Annotated in this window: 17 protein-coding genes; 10 read left to right on the top strand and 7 right to left on the bottom strand. The window is 49.9% G+C overall.

The annotated features are described in order from the left end of the window. Positions 1–86 precede the first annotated feature (86 nt). The 3 genes from hisC (at position 87) to P6574_RS07880 (ending at position 4,114) form a co-directional block, all read left to right on the top strand. Positions 87–1,160 carry a histidinol-phosphate transaminase gene (gene hisC / locus P6574_RS07870; protein WP_310619799.1) on the top strand — a complete coding sequence of 358 codons (1,074 nt, stop codon included), beginning with the start codon at positions 87–89 and terminating at the stop codon, positions 1,158–1,160. A gap of 126 nt (positions 1,161–1,286) precedes the next feature. Further along, entirely contained in the window at positions 1,287–2,477 is a 1,191-nt protein-coding gene (locus P6574_RS07875; RefSeq protein WP_310619800.1) for an MFS transporter, read from the top strand. Between the two features lie 137 nt (positions 2,478–2,614). Continuing rightward, positions 2,615–4,114 carry a malonate--CoA ligase gene (locus P6574_RS07880; RefSeq protein ID WP_310619801.1) on the top strand — a complete coding sequence of 500 codons (1,500 nt, stop codon included), beginning with the start codon at positions 2,615–2,617 and terminating at the stop codon, positions 4,112–4,114. A 41-nt stretch (positions 4,115–4,155) separates the two neighbouring features. Here the strand turns inward: P6574_RS07880 and P6574_RS07885 are convergent, their stop codons facing one another. After that, positions 4,156–5,409, bottom strand: coding sequence for an MFS transporter (locus P6574_RS07885; RefSeq protein ID WP_310619802.1), 1,254 nt, complete (start codon positions 5,407–5,409; stop codon positions 4,156–4,158). A gap of 354 nt (positions 5,410–5,763) precedes the next feature. On the opposite strand from P6574_RS07885, the gene P6574_RS07890 reads away from it, so the two are divergent. Together P6574_RS07890 and P6574_RS07895 are read left to right on the top strand one after the other, a co-directional pair. After that, positions 5,764–6,531, top strand: coding sequence for a carbonic anhydrase (locus P6574_RS07890; RefSeq protein WP_310619803.1), 768 nt, complete (start codon positions 5,764–5,766; stop codon positions 6,529–6,531). 151 nt (positions 6,532–6,682) lie between these two features. Then, positions 6,683–7,462, top strand: coding sequence for a pentapeptide repeat-containing protein (locus tag P6574_RS07895; RefSeq protein ID WP_310619804.1), 780 nt, complete (start codon positions 6,683–6,685; stop codon positions 7,460–7,462). A gap of 55 nt (positions 7,463–7,517) precedes the next feature. Here the strand turns inward: P6574_RS07895 and P6574_RS07900 are convergent, their stop codons facing one another. The 4 genes from P6574_RS07900 to P6574_RS07915 all read right to left on the bottom strand — a co-directional run bounded on the left by P6574_RS07900 (position 7,518) and on the right by P6574_RS07915 (position 10,030). Then, positions 7,518–7,829, bottom strand: coding sequence for a YciI family protein (locus P6574_RS07900; RefSeq protein WP_310619805.1), 312 nt, complete (start codon positions 7,827–7,829; stop codon positions 7,518–7,520). A 374-nt stretch (positions 7,830–8,203) separates the two neighbouring features. Next, on the bottom strand, positions 8,204–8,494 hold the full coding sequence (locus P6574_RS07905; protein ID WP_310619806.1) for an ArsR/SmtB family transcription factor: 291 nt from the start codon (positions 8,492–8,494) through the stop codon (positions 8,204–8,206). 90 nt (positions 8,495–8,584) lie between these two features. Beyond that, positions 8,585–9,736, bottom strand: a complete 1,152-nt coding sequence (locus P6574_RS07910; RefSeq protein ID WP_310619807.1) for an alkene reductase — start codon at positions 9,734–9,736, stop codon at positions 8,585–8,587. 144 nt (positions 9,737–9,880) lie between these two features. Continuing rightward, complete coding sequence (locus P6574_RS07915) at positions 9,881–10,030, bottom strand: hypothetical protein (protein ID WP_310619808.1); 150 nt, start codon at positions 10,028–10,030, stop codon at positions 9,881–9,883. A 254-nt stretch (positions 10,031–10,284) separates the two neighbouring features. On the opposite strand from P6574_RS07915, the gene P6574_RS07920 reads away from it, so the two are divergent. The 4 genes from P6574_RS07920 (at position 10,285) to P6574_RS07935 (ending at position 20,415) form a co-directional block, all read left to right on the top strand. Next, a complete protein-coding gene (locus tag P6574_RS07920; RefSeq protein WP_310619809.1) occupies positions 10,285–10,740 on the top strand; it encodes a hypothetical protein in 456 nt (151 codons plus the stop codon). A gap of 26 nt (positions 10,741–10,766) precedes the next feature. Continuing rightward, positions 10,767–11,822 carry a hypothetical protein gene (locus P6574_RS07925; protein ID WP_310619810.1) on the top strand — a complete coding sequence of 352 codons (1,056 nt, stop codon included), beginning with the start codon at positions 10,767–10,769 and terminating at the stop codon, positions 11,820–11,822. A 156-nt stretch (positions 11,823–11,978) separates the two neighbouring features. After that, positions 11,979–19,085, top strand: a complete 7,107-nt coding sequence (locus P6574_RS07930; protein WP_310619811.1) for a LamG-like jellyroll fold domain-containing protein — start codon at positions 11,979–11,981, stop codon at positions 19,083–19,085. A 409-nt stretch (positions 19,086–19,494) separates the two neighbouring features. After that, positions 19,495–20,415 (top strand): aminoglycoside phosphotransferase family protein, encoded by a 921-nt coding sequence (locus P6574_RS07935; protein WP_310619812.1) that lies wholly within the window; start codon positions 19,495–19,497, stop codon positions 20,413–20,415. Between the two features lie 153 nt (positions 20,416–20,568). On the opposite strand, the gene P6574_RS07940 is transcribed toward P6574_RS07935, so the two are convergent. Further along, a protein-coding gene (locus P6574_RS07940) for an IS630 family transposase (protein ID WP_310619020.1) occupies positions 20,569–21,527 on the bottom strand; the annotation gives its coding sequence in 2 pieces (ribosomal slippage) (positions 20,569–21,183 and positions 21,186–21,527; 957 coding nt in all). A gap of 105 nt (positions 21,528–21,632) precedes the next feature. Between P6574_RS07940 and P6574_RS07945 the strand changes: the two genes are divergently transcribed. Next, positions 21,633–23,534 (top strand): ATP-dependent nuclease, encoded by a 1,902-nt coding sequence (locus tag P6574_RS07945; RefSeq protein ID WP_310619813.1) that lies wholly within the window; start codon positions 21,633–21,635, stop codon positions 23,532–23,534. Between the two features lie 65 nt (positions 23,535–23,599). On the opposite strand, the gene P6574_RS07950 is transcribed toward P6574_RS07945, so the two are convergent. Continuing rightward, positions 23,600–25,759: an anthranilate synthase gene (locus P6574_RS07950; protein ID WP_310619814.1), complete on the bottom strand. Its 2,160-nt coding sequence runs from the start codon at positions 25,757–25,759 to the stop codon at positions 23,600–23,602. Positions 25,760–25,851 lie beyond the last annotated feature (92 nt).

A 25,851-nucleotide genomic window follows, 5' to 3' on the forward strand; every position in this document is an offset into this window, starting at 1 on the left:
TTTATTCAAGAGCGCATTGGCCTCGCCTGTCTTCGGGCGGGGCTTTTTTAATTTCGGTTGGAAAAAGATTGGGAAAGGTTGTTGGAATGAGCAGGTTTTGGAGCCCGATTGTAAAGCGACTGGAGCCCTATACGCCCGGGGAGCAGCCAAAACAGCAACAGTTCATCAAACTCAATACCAATGAACACCCTTACGGGCCTTCCCCCCGCGCACTTGAGGCTATCCGGCAGGCGGCGGATGAGCGCTTGAAACTTTATCCCGAACCAGCCTCAATAGAGCTGCGAAGCGCAATAGCATCCCAGTTTCATCTGTCTGCTGACTACATCTTTGAGGGAAATGGAAGCGACGAGGTTCTGGGGCATGCATTCCATGCCTTCTTTACCGAAAAAGAGCCCGTCGCCTTTCCCGACATCACCTACGGGTTCTACAAAAGCTATTGTAAACTCTATGGGATTAAGCATCAGGAAATAGCGCTAGATGAAAGTTTACTGGTGCAGCCCAAAGCGTACACTGGGCCGTTTGGCGGCGTGATTATTGCAAATCCCAATGCCCCTACGGGCCAGTCTTTGTCCCTGCAAGATATTGAGGAACTCCTGCAAGCCCACTCGGATGTGCTTGTGCTGGTGGATGAAGCCTACGTGGACTTTGGTACGCAAAGTGCGGTGGCGCTTGTACCCAGTTATGATAACCTTCTGGTGGTGCAAACCTTTTCCAAGTCTCGGGGGCTTGCGGGGCTGCGCGTTGGCTTTGCAGTTGGACAGCCACATTTGATCGAGGCTTTGCAGCTGGTCAAAAACAGTTTCAACTCCTATCCCCTTGATTGCCTTGCTCAAGCTGGAGCAATTGCTGCGTGGAATGACAAGGAGTGGTTTGAGCACACCTGCCGTCTTGTGATCGAGGAGCGGGAAAAACTGGCGAAAGATCTGATGCAGCTGGGGTTTCAGGTGCACACGTCTGCGACGAATTTCCTGTTGGCATCCCACTGCAGTATTCATGCAGAAAAAATTGCCGAAGAGTTGCGTGACCATGGTATCCTGGTTCGGCACTTCAATAAAAAACGCATAGAAAACTACCTCAGAATATCTATTGGTACAGCAGAAGAATGTGCGAAGCTGGTTGCAACCCTCAATGTAATTGTTAGAGAAAAGGCACGGTCATAATCATTTAAAGTCTATTAGGACTTTTAAAATGTTTTCGTTTTGTTCTATCTTGTGTAACCTACTTGCCAGTTGAGTCGGCGTAGCTAAAAGTCCGCGAAACTTTCTCAAGTATTGTTAGAGATCATTTTGAAACAAATACCTTTTTTCTTTGTTGTGGCCTGTTTGTTCATAAGCGGCTGGATCGATTTAATCGCCATCCTCACTTATGTGGGCTATGAGCTGGAGCTTTCAGTTCTTGGGGTGGCACTGGTAGCCATTGCCATGTTGGCACCGCAAGCGGTTTTGGGCAGGTTGATCACCTCCATCTTACAGAGGGTCAAAGCCAATAGGGTTTTACTGGCTGCAACAACGGTAGGGATCGGGTGCACACTCTCATTGATTTGGGTGGATACGCTGGATCTTTTGCTGCCGGTGCTGTTTTTACGCGGGTTTGCCGCTGGCTTTGTGCAGCCCGTTATCGCGGGCGCGGTTAAGTCAGTGGGGGAGGGGGAGGCGACCCGTTTTGCGTCTACCTTGAACCTTTTAAATACGTTTGCGAAAATTGGAGCGCCTGCAGTTGGAGGGGTTCTTTCTGTTCAATTTGGGGAGGCTTCTGTTTTCCTCTTGAGCTCGCTTCTAGCCGCAATAGTCCTTCCTGTTCTTGCCATTTTTCCGTTGCCAGATTCTGCTCGTCATACAAAAGAGTGCGCAGAGGGCATGAGAGCTGCTGGGATTTCCCCTGCCTTTCTCGCGGGCTTTGGGGCGTGTATTCTGGCCATAAATGGCCTTTCGCTGATGTTTACGAATCTGTTGCCCTATGCGCTGAATTTCTATGGGGTGCCCAAGTTGACACTGTCCTTGGCACTGTCCGCCTCCGCGCTGGCTGCAACTGTGTTTAATCTTTATGTGATGAAGGTGAGCCCGAAATTACAAGGGTTTCCGAAACGTTTTGTTCTTACAAGTTGGGTGATGAGTGCGGTGGGCTTTGCGGCTCTTTCAGTGCTGCTGCCGTTTCATCATATAAATTGGGCAGGCATTCCGCTTGTGTTTATGGTGCTCTCCATTGGACGGGTGCTGTTTGAAGTCTCCACCAATGGGTTTATCTACGCACAAGAAGGAAACTTACCCGTTGCCCTTGCTACCTTTAAGCAAAGTTTCGCCGCTTATGCGGGCATTATAGTGACCTTGCTGGGAGCGCTGGGCTTACAGTATATGGAACCACTTGCATTTATGTTGGGTCTTTCAGGTATTTTATTGCTGCTTGGTATCCTTTGGGCTTGGGTTCCTTTTGACAAACCAATGTTCCTCTTTTCAAGAGAGCAGGAGAGGCCAGCGTAACCCTGATTATCCATGAAGAGCTTGACTATAATTGAAGTGGGCACCGAGAGTGGCAGGCTTAAGGTGTAAGGTTAGGAAAATAACGCCGTAGCGGTTACTATTGCATATGTGATTCCAGCGTGTTTTGGGGAGAAAGCATGGGCAACACTTTATATGATAGTCTGTTGGGACGATTTGCCGGTAAAACAACACCCTTCATCACTCTAGTAAATGGCACAATCATCAGCCATGGCGATTTTTTGCGTTTGGTGGCGCGCTATGCACACACGCTAAAAGACACGGGCTTGAATGTTGGTGATCGGGTTGGCGTACAGATTGAAAAATCCGAGCATGCTTTGGCTGTTTATGCGGCGTGCCTGCAGGCCGGTTTTGTATTTTTACCCCTAAATACTGCATATACACCGGAGGAAGTTGGATACTTTTTAGAGGATTCAGGGGCCAAAGTTTTTTTGACAGGCACTCCTGATGATCCCGCCATCAATGCTCTTGCCAACCGCCTCAATATCACTTTATTCGGGCTTTCCGGAGAGGGAAGCGGAAGCTTTGCAAACAACGCGGAGGGCAAAGATGAAATCTTTGAAACTGTCGCCCGCTCCGGCTCCGACTTGGCGGCATTTCTTTACACATCGGGCACCACTGGCCGCTCCAAGGGAGCCATGCTCACCCATGATAACCTGCTGTCCAATGCCAAGGCTTTGGCGCAATACTGGCGCTTTAGCGAGCGGGATGTATTGTTGCATGCGCTGCCGGTATTCCATTCCCACGGCCTGTTTGTAGCGACCAATGTAGCGCTGTTAAGCGGTGCTTCAATCGTTCTTTTACCGCGCTTTAGTCTGGAGCATATTTTAAAGGTTTTACCCCATTGCACGGTCATGATGGGCGTTCCCACCTTTTATACCCGCCTGCTTTCCGACCCCCGTCTCACCCGTGCGGCCACAGCCCACATGCGCCTGTTTATTTCTGGCAGTGCGCCTTTACTGGAGGCAATACACGTGGAATTTGAGGCCCGTACAGGGCACCGGATTCTGGAACGCTATGGCATGACCGAGACCAATATGAATACCTCAAACCCCTATGAGGGGGAGCGCCGGGCTGGAACTGTGGGATTTCCCTTGCCGGGTGTAGAGATAAAAATCACAGATCCGGATACTGGGGCCTCTGTTACTGACGGGGATATTGGCATGATAGAGGTGCGTGGCCCCAATGTTTTCGTAGGCTATTGGCAGATGCTAGAGAAAACCAAGGAAGAGTTGCGCCCTGACGGGTTCTTCATCACGGGAGATCTGGGCAAGGTTGACAAGGATGGCTATCTGCACATTGTCGGGCGCAATAAAGATCTGATCATCGCGGGGGGCTACAACATCTACCCGAAAGAAGTTGAGATGATGCTGGACACTATGCCCGGGGTTTTGGAAAGTGCTGTTATTGGTGTTCCTGATACTGATCTGGGTGAGAAGATCGTCGCAATCCTTGTGCCGCAGGCTAAGGAAAAACCGGATGTGGAGGCAATCGCCTCTGGTTTGGCGCAAAAGCTGGCGCGGTTTAAATGTCCCGCCCACTATGAACTTTTGGATGAACTTCCTCGAAACACCATGGGCAAGGTGCAAAAGAACGTATTGCGAGAGCAGTTCAGTTAATAGTGTTTTGGCCTGCATGATGCCCCGATGACAAGCGCTCTTTAAGGCGCTTGCGGGGAAGCCGATTCTTCCACCTCCCGTGCTTTAAGGGAGGGAAGCAGATAGGCACCGGCTGCGGCTGTGAGAAGAAGCCCCGCGGATGAAACCATAAAGGGGGCCGAAGTGCCATAAAAGCTGATGAGCAGGGCGCCAAGGGGAGGAAACAGGAATGCGGCGGATGTTTGGATCATGTCGTTGAGGGACATGACACGGCCCAGATAATTGCTTTGCGAATGGGTGACCAGAAGAATGTCACAGCCCACCAGAGCAGCGCCCCCCGTAATTCCGAAGAGAGTGAACAGGAAATAGGCTCCAGCTTCTTCCAGCATAAAGGCCATTGCTGGTTGGCCGATCTGGCTAAGCACCACACCGGACAGCAGGATACCCAGCAAAATGGGTGCACGTTGATGACGGGCGGGCAGGCGGCCAATAACGGCAGCTCCAAAAACATTGCCAGCGCCGCCAACCGCCACACAGATACCAAAGGCCTGTTCTGACAGTCCGCGCTCTTTCAGCAAAACGACGATGTAATGGTCAAACAGGAAGATAAAGGCCATGGCCAAGCTCATGAGCAGGAGCACATTGCCAACAAGGCGATTGTCTTTCAGGTGCTTGAGAACAGCAACGGCCTCTCGCACAGGTGCCATGGCAGTGAGATTGCTTGCCTCTTCTCCATTAGCCTGCGGAAAGGGAATAAACGCAAACACAAGTGTTGATAAAAAGAACAGGGCGGCCACCATAAAGAAACCGAGCTGAGCGCCAAACATGGCAGCAACGCTTGCCCCCACAACCGGGCCGATGATCTTGCAGATTTGCATGGTGATCTGGGAGTAGCTGACGGCAAGGGAGAGTGCTTTTTCAGGCACTGCCGCGCGAATGAGCTTTTGGCTGGCAGGAGACAGAGCCCCACCCAAAACACTTTGAAACATCAAAAGCGGAATGAGAATGGCAAGGGTGCTGCCGAAAAGGGCAATGGCCACCATGCCGATGGCCCGTAGACCAATGGTGAGCAAGAGCATTTGACGGGGCGGCCTGCGATCCACCAATGACCCCACAAAAAGGCCCAGTAAAACGCGGGGAGCTGCAATGGCTAGAACAATAGACGCCAGCGCCTCCACGCCCATGCCCCACTCATAGACGATCAGGATTCCAAGGATGGTGAAATCCAGCCACTCACCTAAAGCCGCAGGAAAAATCCCTGCTAGTATGAGTTGGAAACGGCGAATGGAAAGGGGAAAGGCGTTTGAGCTTTGCAATTTTTTATCCAAATTTCAAAATAATAGTGCTTTAAAACATAGGCAATTAATTTGCTTGCCAGCCGAATCTTGCGGGCGCTCGATTTTGTCACAACTGAGCTGAAAATTGCAATCCCATTCACAAATATGCGGTTTTAGGAGGGCGGTGCCGGTTCTGTCCTTTGCCATAGGCCTTACTTGATAAGGAGCAGAAGGGGGTGACCTGTCAAATGACCCCACTGCACATTAAGAGGCTATAAGTTGTAAATGATGGAAGTTGCGGCGGTAGCCTTGATCGTGACACGTTTTCTGGGTGAAGTGATGCCCAAAAGGCTTTGCTTTAGAAAGTTGGAATGGCCTTTGGGAAGGTAAAAAATGAAGGCGCTTATTGTCTGTTTTGGTGCTCTAGCTATACTTGGATCTGGTATGTTTGCGGCTGTGGCAAATGGTGCAGGTTCAGGCGATATCTGGAGCTACACGGGGGATACCGGACCTGCTTATTGGGGGGCTTTGAAAGACGAAAATCACCTGTGTAAGGAGGGGAAGCGGCAGTCGCCCATTAATATCACAACAACGGAAACCACCTCCAAATCCGACTTGGCGTTTGATCTGAAACCAGTCACAGGCACGGTGAAAAATAATGGCCATACCATACAGTTCAACGCCTCGGGCAATGATGCCATCACTGTGAGTGGAACCAAGTACAAACTGGTACAGATACATTTCCATGCTCCAAGTGAAAATAGGATTGATGGAAAACAGTATCCTGTAGAAGTACATCTGGTGCACAAAAGTGCTGCGGGAAAACTGGCAGTTATTGGAGTGATGGTGGAAAGTGGCAAAGCGAACCCTGCTATTTCAGCCATTTTAGATGCAGCCCCGCTTGAGCCTCTTATCAAGTCGCACAAAGTGGAAGGGCCGGTGAATGTGAGTGAATTTCTTCCTCCCAGTTCAGCCCACTATTCTTTTAATGGATCTTTGACGACGCCGCCATGTCTTGAGCAAGTGAAGTGGCGGGTTATGGAGGAGCCGATTACTTTTTCGCCAGAGCAGATTTCCAGACTCGTTGCCTTGATGCCAAAACATAACGCTCGTCCGGTTCAGGACGTAAACAATCGCGACATTATCAAAATTTCACCGTAGGCTCAGTAGGAGTGCTCGAGTCTATCCCCTTTCATGGTAAGGCAGATGAGTGTTGATCTCCATCATAAGAACGTGCCTGTTTTCTGGTAGCTTATGAAAGAGGAGATTGCCTTGGCGGGGAAACTGAGGGGCAAGGGGGGATGGTGTTATATTGAAGCTTGATAAAGTTAAACTGACTAGGAAAGAATTTGAACTGCGGCTTGAAAGTGGCGGCCCGTTTGAGGGGGTGGACCTGAGTGATATTGATCTTGGGTCTATGGAGCTTGAGGGCGCGGTTTTTAACCAGTGCCTACTTTCGGCGGGGAGCAGGCTTATGGATGTTGATCTTTCGCTCACCCGCTGGAATGATTGTGACCTTCCCGCCATATGCTTGAGCTCTTGCGAGCTGAAAGAAACAGTTTTCGAGAACTGCCGTTTCTATGAGAAACAGGTGAAGAGCGGGCCGGTTTTCCGGCTCTGTGATATGCATGAGGTGCAGTTTATAAACTGTGATCTGCAATTGGTGAGCATGGAAGGCTGCGAGCTTTATGGCGCCTTGTTTGAGAGCTGCAAGATGCAAGGGGGACGGTGGGAGCGCTGTAACTTCTCAAGAAGTTTTTCAAGAAAAACAGTTTTGAATCAGGTGGCTTTTAGAGGATGTGATTTGAGCTTTAGCGCCCTGAGTTCGCTGAGTTTTGAAAGCTGCGAGTTTGGAAAAACTAATCTTTTCAACGCGGATCTTACGGGGTGTAATTTCACTGAAGCTGATTTAAGGGAGAGTACTCTGGAGGGCGCAGAACTTGATGGGGCGACCATGAACAATGCGGATTTGCGGTCCGCAAAGTTTACGGGCCTGAACCTGTTGCGGTTGAAATCCTACCGAGGAATGATTATTGGCGCCGATGACCAGTCTATGCTTTTATTGGCCATGGGCGTGGATGTGAGGGCTTAAGAGCTTCCGTTTTCGGCAATACGCTTTCATGTTCCGTAGCTTACCTTGAGTGTAGTCAGGACTGCTTGGCCAGTTGCGGGCCCCACGCGGAGGGTTTGAATTCGTTTACCGTATAGTCAGCAACACCGTTCAGGTAGAAGGGGTCTTCTTGAAGACAGGCTTCCAATGTCGCTTTGCTTTCGCATTGCGCGATGATGACACCTCCGGTGCGCGGCACTTTGGGGCCGGACATTATGAAGAGTCCCTTGGCATAATTGTTTTTTAAAAAAGCAATGTGTGCTTCAATGAATGGATCCACTTGCTCAAGGGGAACCCTGTAGTGCAGATCGACAACGAATATTGCTTGGGATGCTGGAAATAAGGGCATTGTTTTGGGCCTGAGATTCGCAATTGTAAATTGAGTAATATTGTATATGCAATTTAACTTAGTAAGTGGATTTTGATCAATAGGAAGCGAATGGAAGTCACGAGAATATGGTCACAATATCCCAATGGAAAGGATAGTGTATTGCGTGCGGTGTACATATGGTTAGTGCTGACTACACTCGGATGATCTGCCCATGAATGCACAAATTGCAAGATAGGGTCTGCCTTTCAGCAGCCGCAGCTGTCGACCGGCTTGTGAGCCAGAAGTAACTCTGGGCTAGGTTTCAAAAGACTTCACTCTAACCTTTAATCATGAATGTGAATTCAAAAATAGCGCGGCAAAAGTCGCGCTATTTGTATTTGGCATCACTATTCTTATAAGTGTTTTTTAAGGCTATCTAAGAACAGATCAATGTTCTTGCCGTCTCTTTTGTAGTAGGTCCAAGGGCCTATTCGTTTTGAAGTCACAAGCTGTGCGCGTTGTAGCACAGCCAAATAAGAAGAGATTGTGGATTGGGATAGCTGTGTTTTTTCTTGAATGATACTGACACATACACCCTCAACATCTGCATCCACTAGCTGATCGGCAACATCAAAGTTTGCCTTTGGATCTCTCAGCCAATGGAGTATCTCCATTCGAACTGGATTATTGATGGCTTTAAGCATCGTTGTTATATCGTTCATAATCGTTCAACAGGTATCCAAAAAAAGACGAGCCTAATTAAGATTAGTCTGTTTAGCTTGTAAAGAATATCTTTATACGTTCTCGATAGTTTCACCATATTCTGCGTAGTCAGTATAGCCAGCTTGACCGCCACCAAACAGAGTATTGCTATCCAGCATGTTTAATGGGTGCCCTTTTTGAATCCTGGAGGGCAAGTCCGGGTTTGCCATATAAGGACGCCCAAAACCGAAGATATCGCCGTAGCCTTTTTTCAGCATCATCTCAGCCTTATCAGCAGTATATTTCCCCGCATACATTAGTAGGCCCTTGAAATTTTCACGCAATTCTTTGTAGAAACTTTCCGGTAGATGTGGGGCGTTTTCCCAATCTGCTTCGGCAATCGATAGATATCCCAGCTTCATCTCATTGAGCATTTTTGCTGCAGTAATGTAGGTTTCGTGTGGGTTGCTCTCAACAAGACCTAGATAAAAGCGGTCTTCGTCTGTTGTTTCAAAAAGTGGAGAGAAACGAACACCAACTCTGTCAGGGCCAAACACTCCAGCGACAGCTTCAGTAATTTCTTTCAATAAACGCAGTCGATTTTCGAGACTACCACCATATTTGTCAGTTCTCTTATTTGATAGTTCTGACATAAACTGATTAATCAAATAACCGTTTGCAGAGTGAATTTCTATGCCATCAAACCCAGCTTCAAGCGCATTGTTTGCGGCTTGTTTGTAAAAACCTACAATTTCGGTGATCTCTTCGAGATGAAGCGCTCTTGGCTCTGACGGTTCAACAAGTGCACCTTCATCGGGGCCTGTTTCAACGAAAACTTTCACTTTTTCTGCTTTGATTGCCGATGGAGCAACGGGTGCTGCGCCGTTCGGCTGAAACGACCTATGAGAAACGCGGCCAACGTGCCAAAGTTGCATGAAAATTTTCTCACCTTGTTCATGCACCGCTTTTGTTACTAATTTCCAACCCTCAATTTGTTCCTGAGTATGAATGCCGGGAGTCCAGGCGTAGCCTTGACCGCGTGGCTCAACTTGAGTTGCTTCTGTAATTACCAATCCTGCACTAGTGCGCTGGGAGTAGTACTCCGCCATTAGTTGGTTAGGTACATTTCCTGGTTGTGTAGAGCGACTGCGAGTGAGTGGGGGTAATACGAAGCGGTTTTTTAGCGTCAGTGTTCCAAGTTTAACAGGCTCAAACAGGGCGTTATACATAAGAGGTATTTCCATATCGGTTTCAATGCAAATCCATATATCGCAATATCTCGATATGTCAATATTAATCATCTACAGGCTCTGAAAATGGGTCCTTCCCAGGAGTGTTTCAGCAATAATAAGCGGAGTTGACCTGACCCACTACGGCTTTTGGTAGGCCTATCTGGTTGAGATCGGCTTGATTTCGTTCAACAGATCCAGATCCCGCTCATCCAGTGTGAGTGGAACCTTCACTATAGTAGGGGGAAGGGCGTGCGTGGCATCCCTGTCTTGGTCTGAAAAGTCTGTTTCTGAAGTGTTAAATTTCACTCCCTAAAACTTATTAAGTAATAATAATTAGTTAAAAAGATATAGTAGAGATATTGTTAGTAAAGCTTGACGTATCTACTGCAAGTAATAGTATTGCCTTGTTGGAATCATAATAAATATAAATAGTAAATTTTAATAGTTATTAACATGGGAATATCAATATGAGTGATTTGGGTTCTTATATTTTTTCCTCTGCGGCATATAAAACTACTTTAAATGCCAGTAGTGTACTTGGGTCAATTGAAAATGTGACCATGGGCCAAGTAGAAGTTACGACTGAAGAAGAAACCGGCTATCAGACGACGAATTTGTCGGCGAGTAGCCCATCAGATCCTCCGGACAGCGATGTGGTTTTGACGGGAAACCTCGCGACCAAATGGAGTGACGGTGAGCGGGCAGTACAGTTTTTGGTTGCCTGTAATAGTAAATACCCAATCGGTGGATATATCACGCTTGTTAGTGATGAAAATCCGCCCACTATAAAGCTTGGGCCTGTGAAGGTTACCCAGCAAAATTTCATTACAAGCACAACGGTTGAATTAGCCGGTGATTACACTGGAACTTTATTGCTGAAGCTCTCTTTTGAACCTTCTGCCATGCCCAAAAGTGGCGCTTCCGTATCTGTAAGCCCTTCAGTTCCCAAGGATGAAACTGCAGAGAGAACTCCACCTCAGATGGTTCGGATCGGTGAGCAGACCCTGACTTTTTAAGAAGCATTTCAACGGAGAGTTTAATTATGGCAACTTGGGATGACGTGTATTTTCGAAACAGCCTTGACGATGATCAGGGAACCTATCCGGTCAACGGCAGTTCGAGCTGTCCGGACATCATACCATGGGGGCCGGAACCCCTTGCAAATCCAGGTACGTATCTTTCCGAAAACTATGATCAAACCTGGAACAGGGCCCTGACGCCCGGCATTAGAAACTATGTGTATTTACGTGCAAAGAACTTGAAGAATGCCGCTCAAAGCGGGCATGTAAATCTTTACTACTCCAAAGCCTCATTGCTCATGTATCCATCTTTTTGGACTGAAAATGTTCTGGCCAACGAGAGCGGTGATCAAGATATCAAGTTCACGAATTTGGCGTCAGATGGAATATTTGTGACCGAAGAGCCTTATATCTGGACACCGGATGCAATTCAAAATGATCACTACTGCATGGTGTCCCGTGTTGTAACACCGGATAACCCCAACCCGTTGCCAACAGAATCCAGCATCAATGATGTTGGGGGACTGAGAAATTATGTCGGTCAAAATCCAAATGTGGGTTGGCGTAATATTGCTTTGGGTGACGGCGCTGGTATCATTGAAAAGGTCTTGAACTTTTCTCAAGGCACAACTGAAGATCAAACCTATGTGCAGATCAGCGTGACCGGCGCACCAGGCGGTTCGGAAGTCGCGTTCAGTACATCAAAACAGGGTCCTAACCCGCCTTTGGTCCTTCAAAAAACAACGGTTCCAGACAATCAGCCAAACTTTCAAGCTGGCCTCCAAAGCTTGGTTCCTGCTAATTTTAATGCGGATATTGTCTATCAGTACTACTCAAATGGTAAGCCACCTACTGGTGACTTTAAATTGGAACTCACCTATTTCACATTTACGACACCCTCCAATTCTCACCAAGACGTTTACAACCGGTCAATGGATATCCGGCGTTTATCCTTAGCCACTCATGAAATTGATGCACTGCGTGCGTGGTTTGGGTCCGATGTGCCCCGGGCATACGTTCTTGGTCGCCATACGACGCTGGACAGCAGAGTCGGACGGGTTGCCAACGCCTGCTGCTAATTGAAAGAGAGAGGGTTGAGGGCATTTATAGCCTTCAATCCTGCCATCATTAAACATTATTTGGCCTGTCCAAACCGCTGAAACTCACCACAGCTCAAGCGGTCTGGCCGGGCATGCGCAATCGTACTCTTCGCAGAAGTTTAAGGAGTGTGTTCTATGGTACAACGTCAATTTAAAGATGTACGCTTGATCACGTGTCAGGGAACCGTGGTGGCACTCGCCCGTACCACAACTCAAACTCACTGTGATAGCCTGTGGTACAATATTCTCGATCTTGACATCGATTCCAGCAGTGATGCTCTAGACTGGTCCGGATTTACCGAATTGGTGTTTCCAACATGGTTGCGACCGGCGGGCATGGCGCTTGTGGATGCTGAACTGGGTATGATTCCGGGTCTGCAGACTGCCGATGCACCTTTTGCTGCTTGGGCAGATAACGAGTTTATCTATTTATTTCGGCAAAGCACCACGAACACTTTATGGTTTAACCGTTTTCGACTGACCCGGGACAAGCCCAATGACCAAGGAGAAGCGCCGCTTATCTTAATGCCCGCTTCAGAGGTCCGCTTTCGGGAAACTGGACGATATGCCTATGCTGACAGTACACGCGATCCGCAAAGCAGTTTGAATGCTGACGGAGAGCCCTATATTGAGCCAACCTATGACCTCTCGTTTGTGTCAGGACTGGAGGAGGGACGGTTTACGGTTACTGCAACCTCATCGCCCTCAATAGGTGGACGGATTTGGCATATTTTCACGACAATAGCCAGTTCGGGGACAATCAAGCACTATGCAATTCCATCTACGGATGCGGCTATTTTTGACCTGTCAGGCACTACGATCAATAGTGACTACACGATTTCACCCACGAACACGATAGAGTTGCAGGATGAAGCGGGGAACGCCTTGAGCGCAACGGCTGGTCCTGCAACTGTTCTTTATGCACGGCGCGAACGCCACGTCACCTCCAGTGGCGAATCCGAGTTAAATCGCGAACTACGAGTTCTACTTGCGCAGCCGGTGATTTCAGATTCCAAAAATGCGGGTACAGCCCTACTGGATTTCGGGGTTGCGACACAAGGTACTTTAGCCCGGCCAAAATCAAAGCTTAAGCTGCCGCCGCTGGCGCAGGCGAACTACTGTTTGGCATTCAAGTCCGGTACCGATGTCACGCTGCCAAACTCGAATGACAGTTTAAATGTTACCGGCGGGTATAAAATCGATATCTGGCTTCGACCAACCAGAAACCTTCCCAATCGGGTTCAGGTGGTTGGGGATGACAAATCGGATAAGACACGCGGCCCCTATCTGGATTTGGTTGAAGGCGGGCGGGTTGCAATAGGCTTTGGAACCGGAAGCGCTACGGTTGAAGCCATTACCACCGATCTGGTGACACCTGTGAATACGTGGACCCATGTTGTGGCAGAGTTTGTGGCGGATGGTGCTGGTGGAACTTTTTCAGTTTTAATCAATGATGACGCCGTGAACGTGGCAGGAGCGAGCGCTGCGTCATTGCCAAATGGACCAATTACACGCATTGCCAGACAAACTGACGGGTATATTGGAGAACTGGACCAACTGGAAATCTCCATTGATGGCGATATTGCCGGAACATGGCCGTTGGATGCTGTTGACTATAATGCAGATCCACCTACGACACCGGACACGTATACCGGTAATGCAAACCCTGGAACCGTCCGCGGTGCAACATTGGTTGCAGCCGCAACACCGCTCCAAACAGACAGCGGGGGGCAAATTGATGTTGATAGTAACGGCCTTACGGTCGAATTCGGCTTAGCCGATTTTCTGTTGACCGGACAAACGCCCTCACTTCTATCGGGTTCGGATGGATACCTTCACCTGTACCAAAGGGGTGAGGATAGTGTATTCGAGGTTGCTCATTTCAGCACTTCGACAGCACGCGCATCCTTCCTCTCTGACTGGAAGGCCACTGCAACATCCGAAGGGGGGGAGAAGCAAACAGGTATTGTTTCCTATGTCTCCAGACGCACCGGAACCATGATGAATGCCGCGACAACGACTGTCTCAGCGGCCTCTTCCGGTGATACGGGCTTGTGCGATGTCATATTTGAAAGCACAACCGGCGGGGCCAAAGAAACATGGACGGGTGTTCCACGTCGTGCCGACGCCTTTGTTGCCGCACTAAACGGAAATGCAGTTGCCCAACCAACCAACTCGGAAATTGGAGCAGGTGGGACTATCTTCTTCGATTATGACGGGATTTTCCCTCAGGTGAGGCTGCCAGTGGGTGAGGCCTTCTGGGAGGCCGTTTTGGTTCTGATCAGCCTGTTTCCCGAGAGTTGCCCGCTAACGAAGGTGGATATCACCGAAAATAACGGAGCGCTGGATCTTATACTCACCTATCAGCCGATGCTGTGGGACAACTCACCATCGGTGCCTTTCTCTCAAAAATGGGTAGATGTTCCGCCCACCTCCCAAAAGTTACTCTCTGTACTTTCCGGAGTGTCAGAGACTTACGACTACACCCCCACAGACAGTTACGGGGATGCCGGGGACCAGAGTATTTGGCAATTGAACCCGCCGGGTAATGGGTTGGACAGCCCCAGCCTGCTCTTTCTTGGCAAAGCCGGTGTGTCTGATGTGAGCTTTAAGGTTTCAAAGGCTACAAAAGCCGACCAAGCGAATGTCACTTGGGGTGCCAAAATCGGCAATGCAGACAAATCAGCCAGTTTCAAGGATGTTCCCCGCGACTTGGCGAGTGTCGTTGATGTCTTGAACGGTACATCGTCTTCCTATGACTATTCCAATCTGTCCTCTGGAGATCGTCAGACGCTAAACGAAAACCTTATGTTGCTGGCGTCCGGTCCAATTGCAACACTTTCCGACATGCCGACGACGTCTCTCCTAAAAGCTGACATGCTTGGCGGAGCTGCCATGCTGCGCATAATTCAATCTGGCGGCGAACAGCGTGATTTGGTTGTCGGTGCACCTGTTTCCAAGGCGGCCACCATTCTTCAATCTGCCCACCTTGAAGGAGTAGGTGCCCAAGGCAGTTCGTCAAACCCGCTACGCCGGGGCTCAACTCTGTTTGGAATTTCCACTTCGCAGGCAAGCAATGGCGCGGTTCCCATCGTTCAGGATACGGCGCACCAGACTGGCGGAACGGCCAACCTGTCTATCCAAGGGACAAATGGCGGATGGATAAGAATTGCACCACCTTTTGCTTTGAATATTTCGGCATCCACGACGACGGTAACATGGGATATGTCGGCTCCTCTTGCCCCTGCACTGGCACCTGCCGGAGACTTTTCGGTGGAGGGATGGCTGAAACAGCCTCTAACACAAGCGCCGATAACCAGCGATATTGACCGCGTAATCACCTACCAACGCACTGGTACTCCGGAGTTTCCCACCCGTGTCTTCAAATGGATGGTTGGAACAAAACCCTCGGCTACTTTGAAGCTCACGCCAACGACCCGCATCTATCAAGGGGTCACCATGGCGCAAGGTGCAGGTACAATGGAATGGCGTATCGGTGTGCTTGGGGGATATACCGGGTATATCGGCAGCATGAATGTCATCGGTGCGTCAACGGTTGTTTTTAAGGTCCGGTTGAATTCGGATAATACAATCGAGGTTCTGGATTCGGGCGGTACGGCTGTTGCAAGCTGGCCCACCGCGCTTGCGCCGGGTGAGTGGCATTATGTTTCGCTCGCATTTACAACGGACAATGGCACAATGTCTTTGCGCCTCTCTGTCGATGGAGGGGCTGCAGTTGCTGGCACGATCTCGAACCTCGATAGTGATATCAGACTTGGGCAGTGTTTCTTTGGGGATACGAGTCAGGGCCAAAATGCGGTCTACATTAATGAAGGGTCCATTTGGCGCCGCGCTTTGACCAACGAGGAGATGATTGAATCTGCAACCCGTCCACTTTCCAACAGCTCCCCTGACTTGGGTGCAAGGTACCTGTTTACAGAGGGGAGTGGTTTAAAAATTGCCAATGTTTCAAGCGGCGGCGATACACTGAATGTTTCCATTCAAGGTGAAAGTAATCCAAGTTGGCAAGCTGGTAAGGGTCTTTATCGGTTGCCAATGGCAGGAGTTGCGGAGCGGGCAATGCTGGCCTCTAGCTCGCCTTTGCTTGGTTGGTCGCAATTTGCGTTAACATATTCAATCGGCAATGCGTTACAGACCCAAGACGGGTGGTGGGCCGAGGCAGGTACATCCAGCGCACTGAGCCCCGGAGCGGAATTGAGTTTGGAGACATGGATAAATCCGTCTGCGAACAATGCCAATCCACAAGGACTTATCGCCCGTCAGGGTTCTTATATTCTGCGGCGGGAAGCCAACGGGACAATTACCTTTGAAGTGTCGACAAATCTGGGAAGTTTTCAGGTATCGACCAGTCCAGACAGCAGTGGCATTGCACCGGCCAGTACCGCAACATACATTGCGGCCACGGCTTATACAGCGGTTGTCAATCCAACGACAGACCTGCAAGGCGAGCAAAAGATCCAGTATCAGCTGATCTTAAAGGTTTATCTGAATGGCGAACTCGCTCAAACCTATGAAAAGTCTGACTTCGATGACAGTATTACATTGTCCTCATCGGATAATATTTTTTACATGGGGCGGGATGGAAGCGGCGCGCAGCCGTTTGACGGGTGGATAGCTCAAGTCCGTGTCTGGCAAACAACTATGACTGCCGGCCTCGTCGCCAATGCCTATGCAAGCCGCTGGGCCCCGGATGGGCAAACGGGGATGGTGTCATTTTGGTCTTTTGAAGAGATGAGCGGCAAAACGGCTCAAGATCAGGAGAAAGTGGCAAACGCGACGCTCACCAGCAATGAAATGTGGCTGTATCAGAACGATACAGGCCGTATATCGCTCTACGTCAATGGTGAAGCCTCTGCACTAAGCGAAATTTCCATCAAATCAATGGGAGGATATGGTGCGGATGATCAGTTCGTCGTGTCGAATGCGAACTTGGCGGCATCAGTACCTTACGCTGGGTTCTCGGGTTACATTGATGATTTGCGGTTGTGGAGTGTGGAGCTGACGGAAGAGCAGATCAGTGACAGCATGTTCCGGCTTCTTACAGGGGCAGAGACCAATCTGGAGGGCTATTGGAAATTCGACAATGGATCCGGTTCTGTAATTACTGATTTTACTGGGCGAGGAAACACCGGAACCGTGACAGGAAGCCTTAGTGGAGTTTGGTCTGCCCAAGGTGCTCCTGTCAGTAATGAAGCCCCAGAGGTTTTGAATGTGCTTGGCGGCGTGGAAAACCGGCTGAACCGGAATATCAGTGGTTCTCCAACTGCCGTGGAATACAGCGATCTGCAACGGGATTCTTCTGGAAACCTGTTCAGCGTTATGAAGCGGGCCTATATGGCCCCCACCAGCGGCTTTGAACCCAATGGGCTCCTGACCGTCAGCGGCTTTAAAGTGGGAGATCTGGACACAGTCCATGTGGGGCAGGTTCAAACCCGCCCGAGTTTGATAGGCTTCATTGAAGGCGCGCCTCCTATTCCCTCAGAAAATCAAACCAGCCCCTATTACCTGACCGTTGGAACCTATTTCAAGTATGTGGGTATTACCAAGGTTGCCCTGACACAAACCTCGGGGGTCTCCTATGGCTTTTCTGCCAGCGAAAGTCAGGATTATGCTTTCAAGGTCGAGCCTAAACTAGGGCCCGCATTTGAAACTGTTGCGGGTACTTCTGCCGGTATTGGCGCCGAGGTTCAGGTTGAACCCGTCAAGATCAAGTCCAAAATCACCTTCAGCGATGCCTTCTCGTTCAAATGGGGCTCTAGTGAAAACGCAGGCCTGTCAATCGGCTCCATGGATACGTTTTCTGACAGTCTGGCGCCCGCTGGCGTGTGGGAGGCCGAGGGTGAGGTGTTTAATCAAACAACAGGCAGGCGTTTCATCACTGACAGTGTTGGATATGCCCTTGTTAAATCCTTGACGGCGGACTTGTATTCCAGCCAACTCAAAGGAACCGACACGACGGTGAAGTTGACCGTTGTCCCCTCCGAGGACATCCCGCCCGATGTCAATCTCATAGATTTTCCACTGAATCCGGCCTATATTCAGACAGGCTCACTGGATGGTAAAATCGGGTTAAAGGAGCTGCCGGAAAACACGCCGAGTTTCTTCAGACCTGTTGAGGCCTATGCGCTCAAACGAGAAGCGGAAAGAATTGAAGCCGAGGCCCAGACTTACTACGATTCCTTTGACGTCAGCACCTACCGAGCAAGCCGCTTTGCAAGCGAAACGGGGTTGGAGCGATTTAAAAATGACGCTGTTTCAGATGATCCGTCCTACAACTGGACAAGCGATGTAAATAAACGCTCGATCGTCAATACATATGTCTGGACTGCTGGAGGGGGGTATCACAGTGAGGAAACCCAGCTGGCCAATACCTATTCCGAGAATTATGCGGGTTTAACCGAGACGGCAGGCCAGATAAAATTGGGCTTCGAGTTTGAAGCCCCTGGTGTGCATGGCGGTGCGGACGCGACCTTCGATACTTCGGTAACGGTGACGGCGGAAAAATCCCGCGCCCGGGATCGCGGATTTGCGCTATCTGCATCAGTGGACGCGGACGGCTGGCTCAACAAACCTATCGTTCAAAACGAAGCCTTTGCCGGTTATGAGACAAATGCAGCTCCCGGAAAAGTCGATAGCTACCGGTTCATGTCCATGTACCTTCCGCCCAGCCATGATGCTTTCAACATGTTCTTTGCGCAAGTTGTGGACCCGGTCTGGCTGGCCCTGTCAAATAGTCCGAATGCTGCGGCATTACGGGAGACGAGTATCGCAGAAAACGGCTGTTGGCGTGTTCTCTACCGAACGACTTTTGTCTCCAGAATACCCCCTAGTTTTCAAAGCGCTCCGACCACTGAGGACAGTCCGGACATAAACCCGCCCCCTCGCGTTGCTGCGGTGGCTTGGCTGACCGATATTGTAGAGGGTGAGCTAATGGCTGCAGGCCACGATGAAAATCCAACTCCTGAACAAATAGGAACGGCTTTGCAATTGGCGTTGGGAACAGGGCCGTCCGACGCTGGCGTGCTTGGGACGCTGATCCCGTGGTGGTCGGATTTTCTCACGGCTTCCGAAGACCTGCAAAATGAAGCCTCTTTGATGAATTACGTTATTCGAACTGATGCATTGAACTGGATGAACAGTCGTTGGCTTTCAATAGAAGCGGAGGCTGGCGCGACTTTGACAATGTCAAAACTCGTGCCGCAACTTAGTCCGGCAGACTGATTAGAGCATCGTAACTTTATGAATAAAGTAACCGCCGATCAGAATGCCGTATGCCTTGTTGGCTGAGGGCTTTACAGTGGCTCAGGGTGAGTGGGGAATGGAGCTCACCCGTGCACGCCACCTTCGCACGGGACATAAGGACACGCCCGTTTTGATAGTTTTTCTCTAAAACTCTATGTGTGCATCAATCAAGGGGAACACGGTATTGAAGATTAACAATGAAGGTTGCGCGTTACTCTGGAAATTGGGGCTTGTTTTTATCCAGAACTTTGCAATTATATCTGGTTAACTATTGTATATGCAACTTTTATAGGCAAGTGGTTTTTTTGTCAAAATAATCCTTGGAAACCTCTGTGAAATCGCCGCAGTCTCGTGCCACATGTAGTGCTGTTTAAAGCAAGAACGAAAAATGCGTGATACCCCAATTCACCCTGATGAGCTTGCCATGAGTACGCAGGTGGCTCAAGGCCTGCTGGCCTCTCAAATGCCGGAGCTTGCGGGCCTACCCCTGCAACGGGTTCACTCCACCGGTACCGATAATTTCCTGTTTCGCTGCGGGCAGGACAAATGCTTGCGCCTGCCGCGTTCGCCCGCGTGTGCCAAGGGGCTGCGACGGGAATTACAGGTGCTGGGGCGCTTCCAAGGCATGAGCTGGGAGGTTCCGCACATATATGCGCTGGGCAGGCCGGAGGGGCGCTATCCTTGCCCTTGGGTGGTGCTGAACTGGATAGACGGGGTGAGCGCTAGCGCTGAAAATGTTTCTGACCAGCCGCAACTCGCAATAGATCTGGCGGGCTTTTTACGCGAGCTTTGGCACCTTGACACCGCTGACGGGCCGCCGGCTGGGGCGGAAAACCACTTTCGCGGGAGCCCCTTGATGGTGCGTGACGCCCTTGTGCGCCAAGCAATGCAGCAGCTTGAAGACCTTTACGATGTCAAACACCTTCTCGTGATCTGGGAGCACTGCTTGGGTGCACCCAAGTGGAACCTAGCGCCTCGCTGGGTTCATGGAGATTTGCTGGTGGGGAACCTTCTGGCAAAGAACGGGCGTCTTACAGCCGTCATCGACTTTGGCCTGTGCGCCGCTGGTGATCCGGCTGTAGATCTGATGGCCGCATGGACCTTATTCTCCGGCGCGAACCGACAGGCGTTTTTTACCGCTGCCCACATAGATGAGGCCAGCTGGCTGCGGGCCAAGGGATGGGCCCTGTCATGGGCGCTCATTGCATTGGCCTATTATCGGAACAAAGAAAGCCCGTTTCTGGTGGAACTTTCCAAGAGGACGCTTGTGGAAGTTCTTGAGGAGGAGGGGGATAAAACGGTATTTTAAGCAATTGAGTGGACAAATAACAAGTCATTGGTGAGACGACTTCACCGAAGTATTTTAGGAATTTTCACTGAGTTCCTCAGCTTGATAAGTAACATTTTAGCTATATATATTTAAAATTGTTTTATTAAAAATTACTACTATAGTCTTGAGCCTTTATACTGAAACATATCCAGCTGCCTTGAAGTAATTCCAACACTCTTGGGGTGTGAACAGATCGCATATGTCACCCAGAGCCTTTATCAAGGTCTCAAAGGTTCTGGCTTTCATTCTGCGTAGGTGTGCTTTGAGCTTGGAAAACGCCATTTCGATAGGATTGAGATCAGGAGAATAGGGCGGCAGAAAAAGGAACCAACACCCGCTTTGTCTGAGGGCCCTTGCGGCTTCTGGAACTTTGTGTGTGGACAGGTTATCCAGAATGACCACCGTTTTAGGGTGCAAGCATGGAGCCAGTTGTGTCGTGATATAAGTGGTGAATGCCTTGCCATTCATGGCCCCGTCCAGAACCCAGGGCGCAATGAGTCCCTCGTGGGTCAAACCGGCGATAAAGGTCTGGTTCTGCCAGCGTCCAAACGGCGCTGTGTCAAGGGCTCGTTCCCCTTTAAAGGCTCGGCCTCGCAGCCGGGTTAAATTCGTTTTAACACTGGTTTCATCGAGAAACACCAGTCTCTCAGGCAGATCACGCATTATAGGCTGACGGGTGTGGCGCCATTCATCTCTGGCATTTTGTACATGGAGTTTGCCACGCTCGGTTGCCACCAACGATTTTTTTTATAGGTGTAGCCAAGACGGCGCAAAGCCTTGGAGACGGAAGTATGGTGAACCCTCACTCCCTCAGCCATGAAAAGTGCATCACATAACTCCATCAACGTGATATCTCCGTCTTGATTGACCAGCTCGCGCAAGAAGGAGAGGTAGGGCTCCAATTTTCCGCCTCCCTTTGGGCGCCCTGTCCTGACCGGGATTAAACTCTGCCCCTCCCGAACTTTACGGGCCAAGCGAGATCCTGATGCTGGAGAGATCAGCAGGCGGCGTGCTGCTTCACGCCCGCTCATCCCGGATAAAATGAGCCTTTTAAAGCGAAGGCGTAAATCAAGTGAAAGTGGCCGGCCCATGTGATCTCCTCCCTAAAAGGAGTGAATCACAAATCAACCTGATTGGGAATCCCCAATCGATTCAGCGTTGCGCCTCATTGCTTTAAAATTAATATGGAGGCGAGTATGGGTGAACGGTCAAAGCTACTAACTCTGAGGATTAAAAATCTTGGCTGCTTCGGATCTGAGGAGGTTGAAATCGCTCTAGATAATATTCTCTGTTTAGTCGGGCAAAACAATGCCGGAAAGTCGACTGTTCTGCGTGCATATGAGCTTGCTCATACACCTTCTTTATTTGATCCTGAATTGGACAGGTCTCAATTTTGCGCCGAAGAAGATAGTGCAGTTGTGGAGTTGGATGTTCATGTGCCTGAGGGAACATTAGGCAACATTGATGAAAAATGGAAGATTATTAAAGGTGAACAGAGAATTGTTCGTAGCCGTTGGAGTTGGGATAGATTGGGCAAACCAACGAGGCAAACTTGGAATCCTGAAATTGATGACTGGGCAGCTGATGGTAAGGCTGGAGGCGCTGATAATGTTTTCAAATCGGGGTTACCTCAACCTTTAAGAATAGGTTCTTTAGAGGATGCGGAACAGACAGAGACAACGCTAATGGCATTGGCCTTAGGGCCGATGGGTAAAAGACTAAAAGAAGTATCAGAGCAACCAGATTCGGACTTATCCAAGTCAATATCTGATCTTAGGAACATAGTAAATGCAGTTATCGACCCCTACCAAACTGAATTGAGTCAAATATCGAAATCCATTGATGAAAATGTAAGTCAGATCTTTCCTGACTTAGCCATTGATTTGAATATTCGCTTGGCCGCACCCACAATTAATGTCGAGAAGTTACTTAAAGAAGGGTCTGGTCTTAGCATTAAACAAGGCAAGTACAGTACCTCATTATCTCAGCAAGGGGCAGGGGCCAGAAGGGCACTATTTTGGTCCATGTTGAAAGTTCACAATGAGCTTGCGAGGGAAAGGAAAGCGAGAGAAGATTTAGAGAAAACTCTTCGCGCAGAAAAAAAGAAGAAAAGCCCCAATGATGATAAAGTTAAAGATTTAGAACGGCAAATATCAGCAATATCTGAAAAAGAGCGAGTAGATGGTGATGAAAGTAAGTCATCGCTACCCGGTTATGTTCTTTTGATAGATGAGCCAGAAAATGCACTTCACCCTATGGCTGCAAGAGCTGCGCAAAAACAGCTTTATGAGCTGGCAAAAGATTCAGATTGGCAAGTTCTTATTACAACTCACTCACCATTTTTCATAAACCCGCTTGTGGACCACACAACAATTATTCGTCTCAGTAGAGATATATGTGAAGATGGTGAAATCAAGACCAATACCTATCGTGCAGACGAGATAGAGTTTGAGGGTGATGAAAAGCAACAACTTCAAGCTATACAACAAATGGATGTTGGGTTTTCTGAGATATTTTTTGGTTCCTATCCAATTTTCGTTGAGGGCGACACTGAGCACGCAGCCTTTTTGGCAGCAGTTGTTGAAACAAGTCATCCTCTTTCTGAAAAGGTGTCGATCGTTCGAGCGCGTGGCAAGGCTATCTTACCTGCCCTTATAAAAATTGCGACACACTTCAAAATTCCATTTAGTGTTTTTCACGATACTGACTGGCCTCTTACAAACAGTGGTAAAAAGGCCAACCCAATGTGGGCTATGAATCAAACAATTTACAACAGTATACAAGTGGCGCGAGATCAGGAGCTGGCCGTCGCTCATGAATGCAGCCTGCCAGACTTTGAGCAGCATTGGGAGTTGCCGCCAGTTACAAAAGATAAACCTCTCCACACCTACTTGGCGATAAAAGAGAATAAACAAATAAAAGATAAGATCATCAGGTTTTTTGACAGTATAGCCAAGTCAGAAACTCGCTATCCACTTGACTACAGCCCTGATGAGAGTGAGTACCTAGATTATCTCAAGTCATTGCTGTTTGATTGGGCAGGTCGCCAAGGTTTTTTAGATGACCCCAAACTAGCCGGTGCCAAAGAAAAAGTTTGATTTCAGATTAAAAGAGCCCCGCCAAAATAGCGGGGCTCTTTATCTCTAACTTTTTTAACTCAAGCCTAGGCTTTGCCGAGCTTCTCAATAATATTCTCGATGATTTTGTGGCCTGCGTCCTGATCCAGTGACATGATGGATTCGGGGTGGAACTGGACGGCGGCGATGGGTTCGCTCACGTGCTCGAAGGCCATGACAATGCCGTCTTCAGTGAAGGAAGTTGCCTTCAGCTCTGCGGGCAGGGTGTCGGCTTTGGCGTGCAGGGAGTGATAGCGGCCCACGGTGACCGGAGAGGAGAGCCCGTCGAAAATGAGGGAGCCGCTCGTGAAGGAGACCGGAGAGGGTTTGCCGTGCACGGGCACGTCCAGCTGGCCGATGACACCACCAAAGGATTCTGCAAGGGCTTGCAGGCCCAAGCACACGCCGAACAGGGGCAGCTTACGCGCCCGCGCCTTGGCGATGGTGGCGGCGCAGTCGAAATCCGTTGGTGAGCCGGGGCCGGGGGAGAGAACCACAAGGTCCGGCTTTACTTCATCAAACACCGCATCGGCAACAGGTGTGCGGTAGGTGATGACCTCCGCGCCTGTCTGGCGGAAGTAGTTGGCAAGCGTGTGCACGAAGCTGTCTTCGTGGTCCACCAGCAGGATTTTCTTGCCTTTGCCAAGCTGCTTCTTCTCGGATTTTTCTTCCGTTTTCAATGCAAGACCAGCTTCGCGAACGGCCGCGCGCATGGCGGAGGCTTTCAGCTCGGTCTCGGCTTCTTCGTCTTCCGGCACACTATCATAAAGCAGGGTCGCGCCCGCGCGGATTTGCGCCACGCCCTCTTTGATGCGCACGGTGCGCAGGGTGAGGCCGGTGTTCATGTCGCCGTTAAACAGCACAGCGCCAATGGCGCCGCCATACCAAGCGCGAGGGCTCTTCTCGTGATCCTCGATAAACTGCATGGCCCACCGTTTGGGCGCGCCGGTCACTGTTACCGCCCATGTATGGGAGAGGAACGCATCCAGCGCATCTTTTCCTTCCAGCAGAGTGCCTTCGATATGATCTACCGTATGTATGAGGCGCGAATACATCTCGATCTGACGACGGCCTATTACCCGCACGGATTCAGGAGCGCAGATGCGGCTCTTGTCGTTGCGGTCCACATCAGAACACATGGTCAGCTCGGCTTCGTCCTTTTTGGAATTCAGCAGCTTGCGGATTTGTGCTTCATCTTCAATGGCATTGCTGCCGCGCTGAATGGTGCCAGAAATAGGGCAGGTTTCAACACGTCGGCCCCCTGTGACACGCACATACATCTCTGGAGATGCGCCCACCAGATATTCCCCGTGGCCCAAGTTGATAAAGAAGGAATAGGGAGAGGGGTTGATCTGCTGCAAACGTCGGGACACGGCAGAGGGTGGATTGGGACATGGCTCATAGAAGGTCTGGCCCGGAACGGTTTCGAACAAGTCGCCGCGCTTGAAGTATTCAACAGCGCTGCCCACCAGTTTGGCGTATTCACCCGGCTCATGGTCGCCGCGTCCCGGATTTTCAGTTGCCGCTTTATATGGGGTCTCTTCCCCCTCACGCGGCAGGCCTTGCGTACTGTTGCCATCCACTTCGAACTCATATTCCAGCACGTGGGCCTTATGCCCGTAGTGATCCACGATGAGGATTTCATCGGGCAGGAACAGGACCATATCCCGCTGGTCATCGGGACGCTTTAACTTCAGGTCAATTGGCTCGAACTGGAAAGTGAGGTCATAGCCGAACGCGCCATAAAGACCCAGCTGGTCATCATCACAGGAAAACAGGGCAACAAGAGCGCGAACCACGGAAAATGACGAGGGCTGACGGGAGCGCTCTTCCTCGGAAAAAGCCCGCTCTGGCTTTTTAATGGTCAGATTTGTTTCAATCTCACCACCATTAAATTCATCAATATCTTCATGATGTTGAAGCGCTTTGTTAATAGCGGGCATCAACACTTTTCCACGCTGGTTTAAGGCGCGAATGGTAATGGACCGGTCGTTGGTTTCCAGCAGCAAGGGCGGGTTCACCAAAGCCATGTCCCAGCGGGTGTAACGGCCCGGATATTCATAGGAGGAGGACAGAACCGCGCCGCGCTGGGTATCCAAACGGTCCATCCATTCACTGGTTCCCGCTTCATAATCAGCTGGCCGAGAGGAGCGGCGAATGGTGATGCCGCCTTTGGTTTTATAAGTGCGTGCTGCCGTCGACGGCATAGCTTTCCTCCAACTTTGCGAGTGCCCGTTTCCCTTTGTCCGGAAAAACGCAGAAGGCCAGATACAACAAAACCGCCTGCGTGAAACGCGGC

Source organism: Pseudovibrio sp. M1P-2-3 (assembly GCF_031501865.1).
Taxonomy (GTDB): Bacteria; Pseudomonadota; Alphaproteobacteria; order Rhizobiales; family Stappiaceae; genus Pseudovibrio; species Pseudovibrio corallicola.

Excerpts from the sequence above, each read along its gene's own strand:
- hisC (WP_310619799.1), top strand. The coding sequence starts at position 87 with ATGAGCAGGTTTTGGAGCCCGATTGTAAAGCGACTGGAGCCCTATACG.
- P6574_RS07880 (WP_310619801.1), top strand. The coding sequence starts at position 2,615 with ATGGGCAACACTTTATATGATAGTCTGTTGGGACGATTTGCCGGTAAA.
- P6574_RS07890 (WP_310619803.1), top strand. The coding sequence starts at position 5,764 with ATGAAGGCGCTTATTGTCTGTTTTGGTGCTCTAGCTATACTTGGATCT.
- P6574_RS07900 (WP_310619805.1), bottom strand. The coding sequence starts at position 7,829 with ATGCCCTTATTTCCAGCATCCCAAGCAATATTCGTTGTCGATCTGCAC.
- P6574_RS07905 (WP_310619806.1), bottom strand. The coding sequence starts at position 8,494 with ATGCTTAAAGCCATCAATAATCCAGTTCGAATGGAGATACTCCATTGG.
- P6574_RS07910 (WP_310619807.1), bottom strand. The coding sequence starts at position 9,736 with ATGGAAATACCTCTTATGTATAACGCCCTGTTTGAGCCTGTTAAACTT.
- P6574_RS07920 (WP_310619809.1), top strand. The coding sequence starts at position 10,285 with ATGGGCCAAGTAGAAGTTACGACTGAAGAAGAAACCGGCTATCAGACG.
- P6574_RS07925 (WP_310619810.1), top strand. The coding sequence starts at position 10,767 with ATGGCAACTTGGGATGACGTGTATTTTCGAAACAGCCTTGACGATGAT.
- P6574_RS07930 (WP_310619811.1), top strand. The coding sequence starts at position 11,979 with ATGGTACAACGTCAATTTAAAGATGTACGCTTGATCACGTGTCAGGGA.
- P6574_RS07935 (WP_310619812.1), top strand. The coding sequence starts at position 19,495 with ATGCGTGATACCCCAATTCACCCTGATGAGCTTGCCATGAGTACGCAG.
- P6574_RS07945 (WP_310619813.1), top strand. The coding sequence starts at position 21,633 with ATGGGTGAACGGTCAAAGCTACTAACTCTGAGGATTAAAAATCTTGGC.
- P6574_RS07950 (WP_310619814.1), bottom strand. The coding sequence starts at position 25,759 with ATGCCGTCGACGGCAGCACGCACTTATAAAACCAAAGGCGGCATCACC.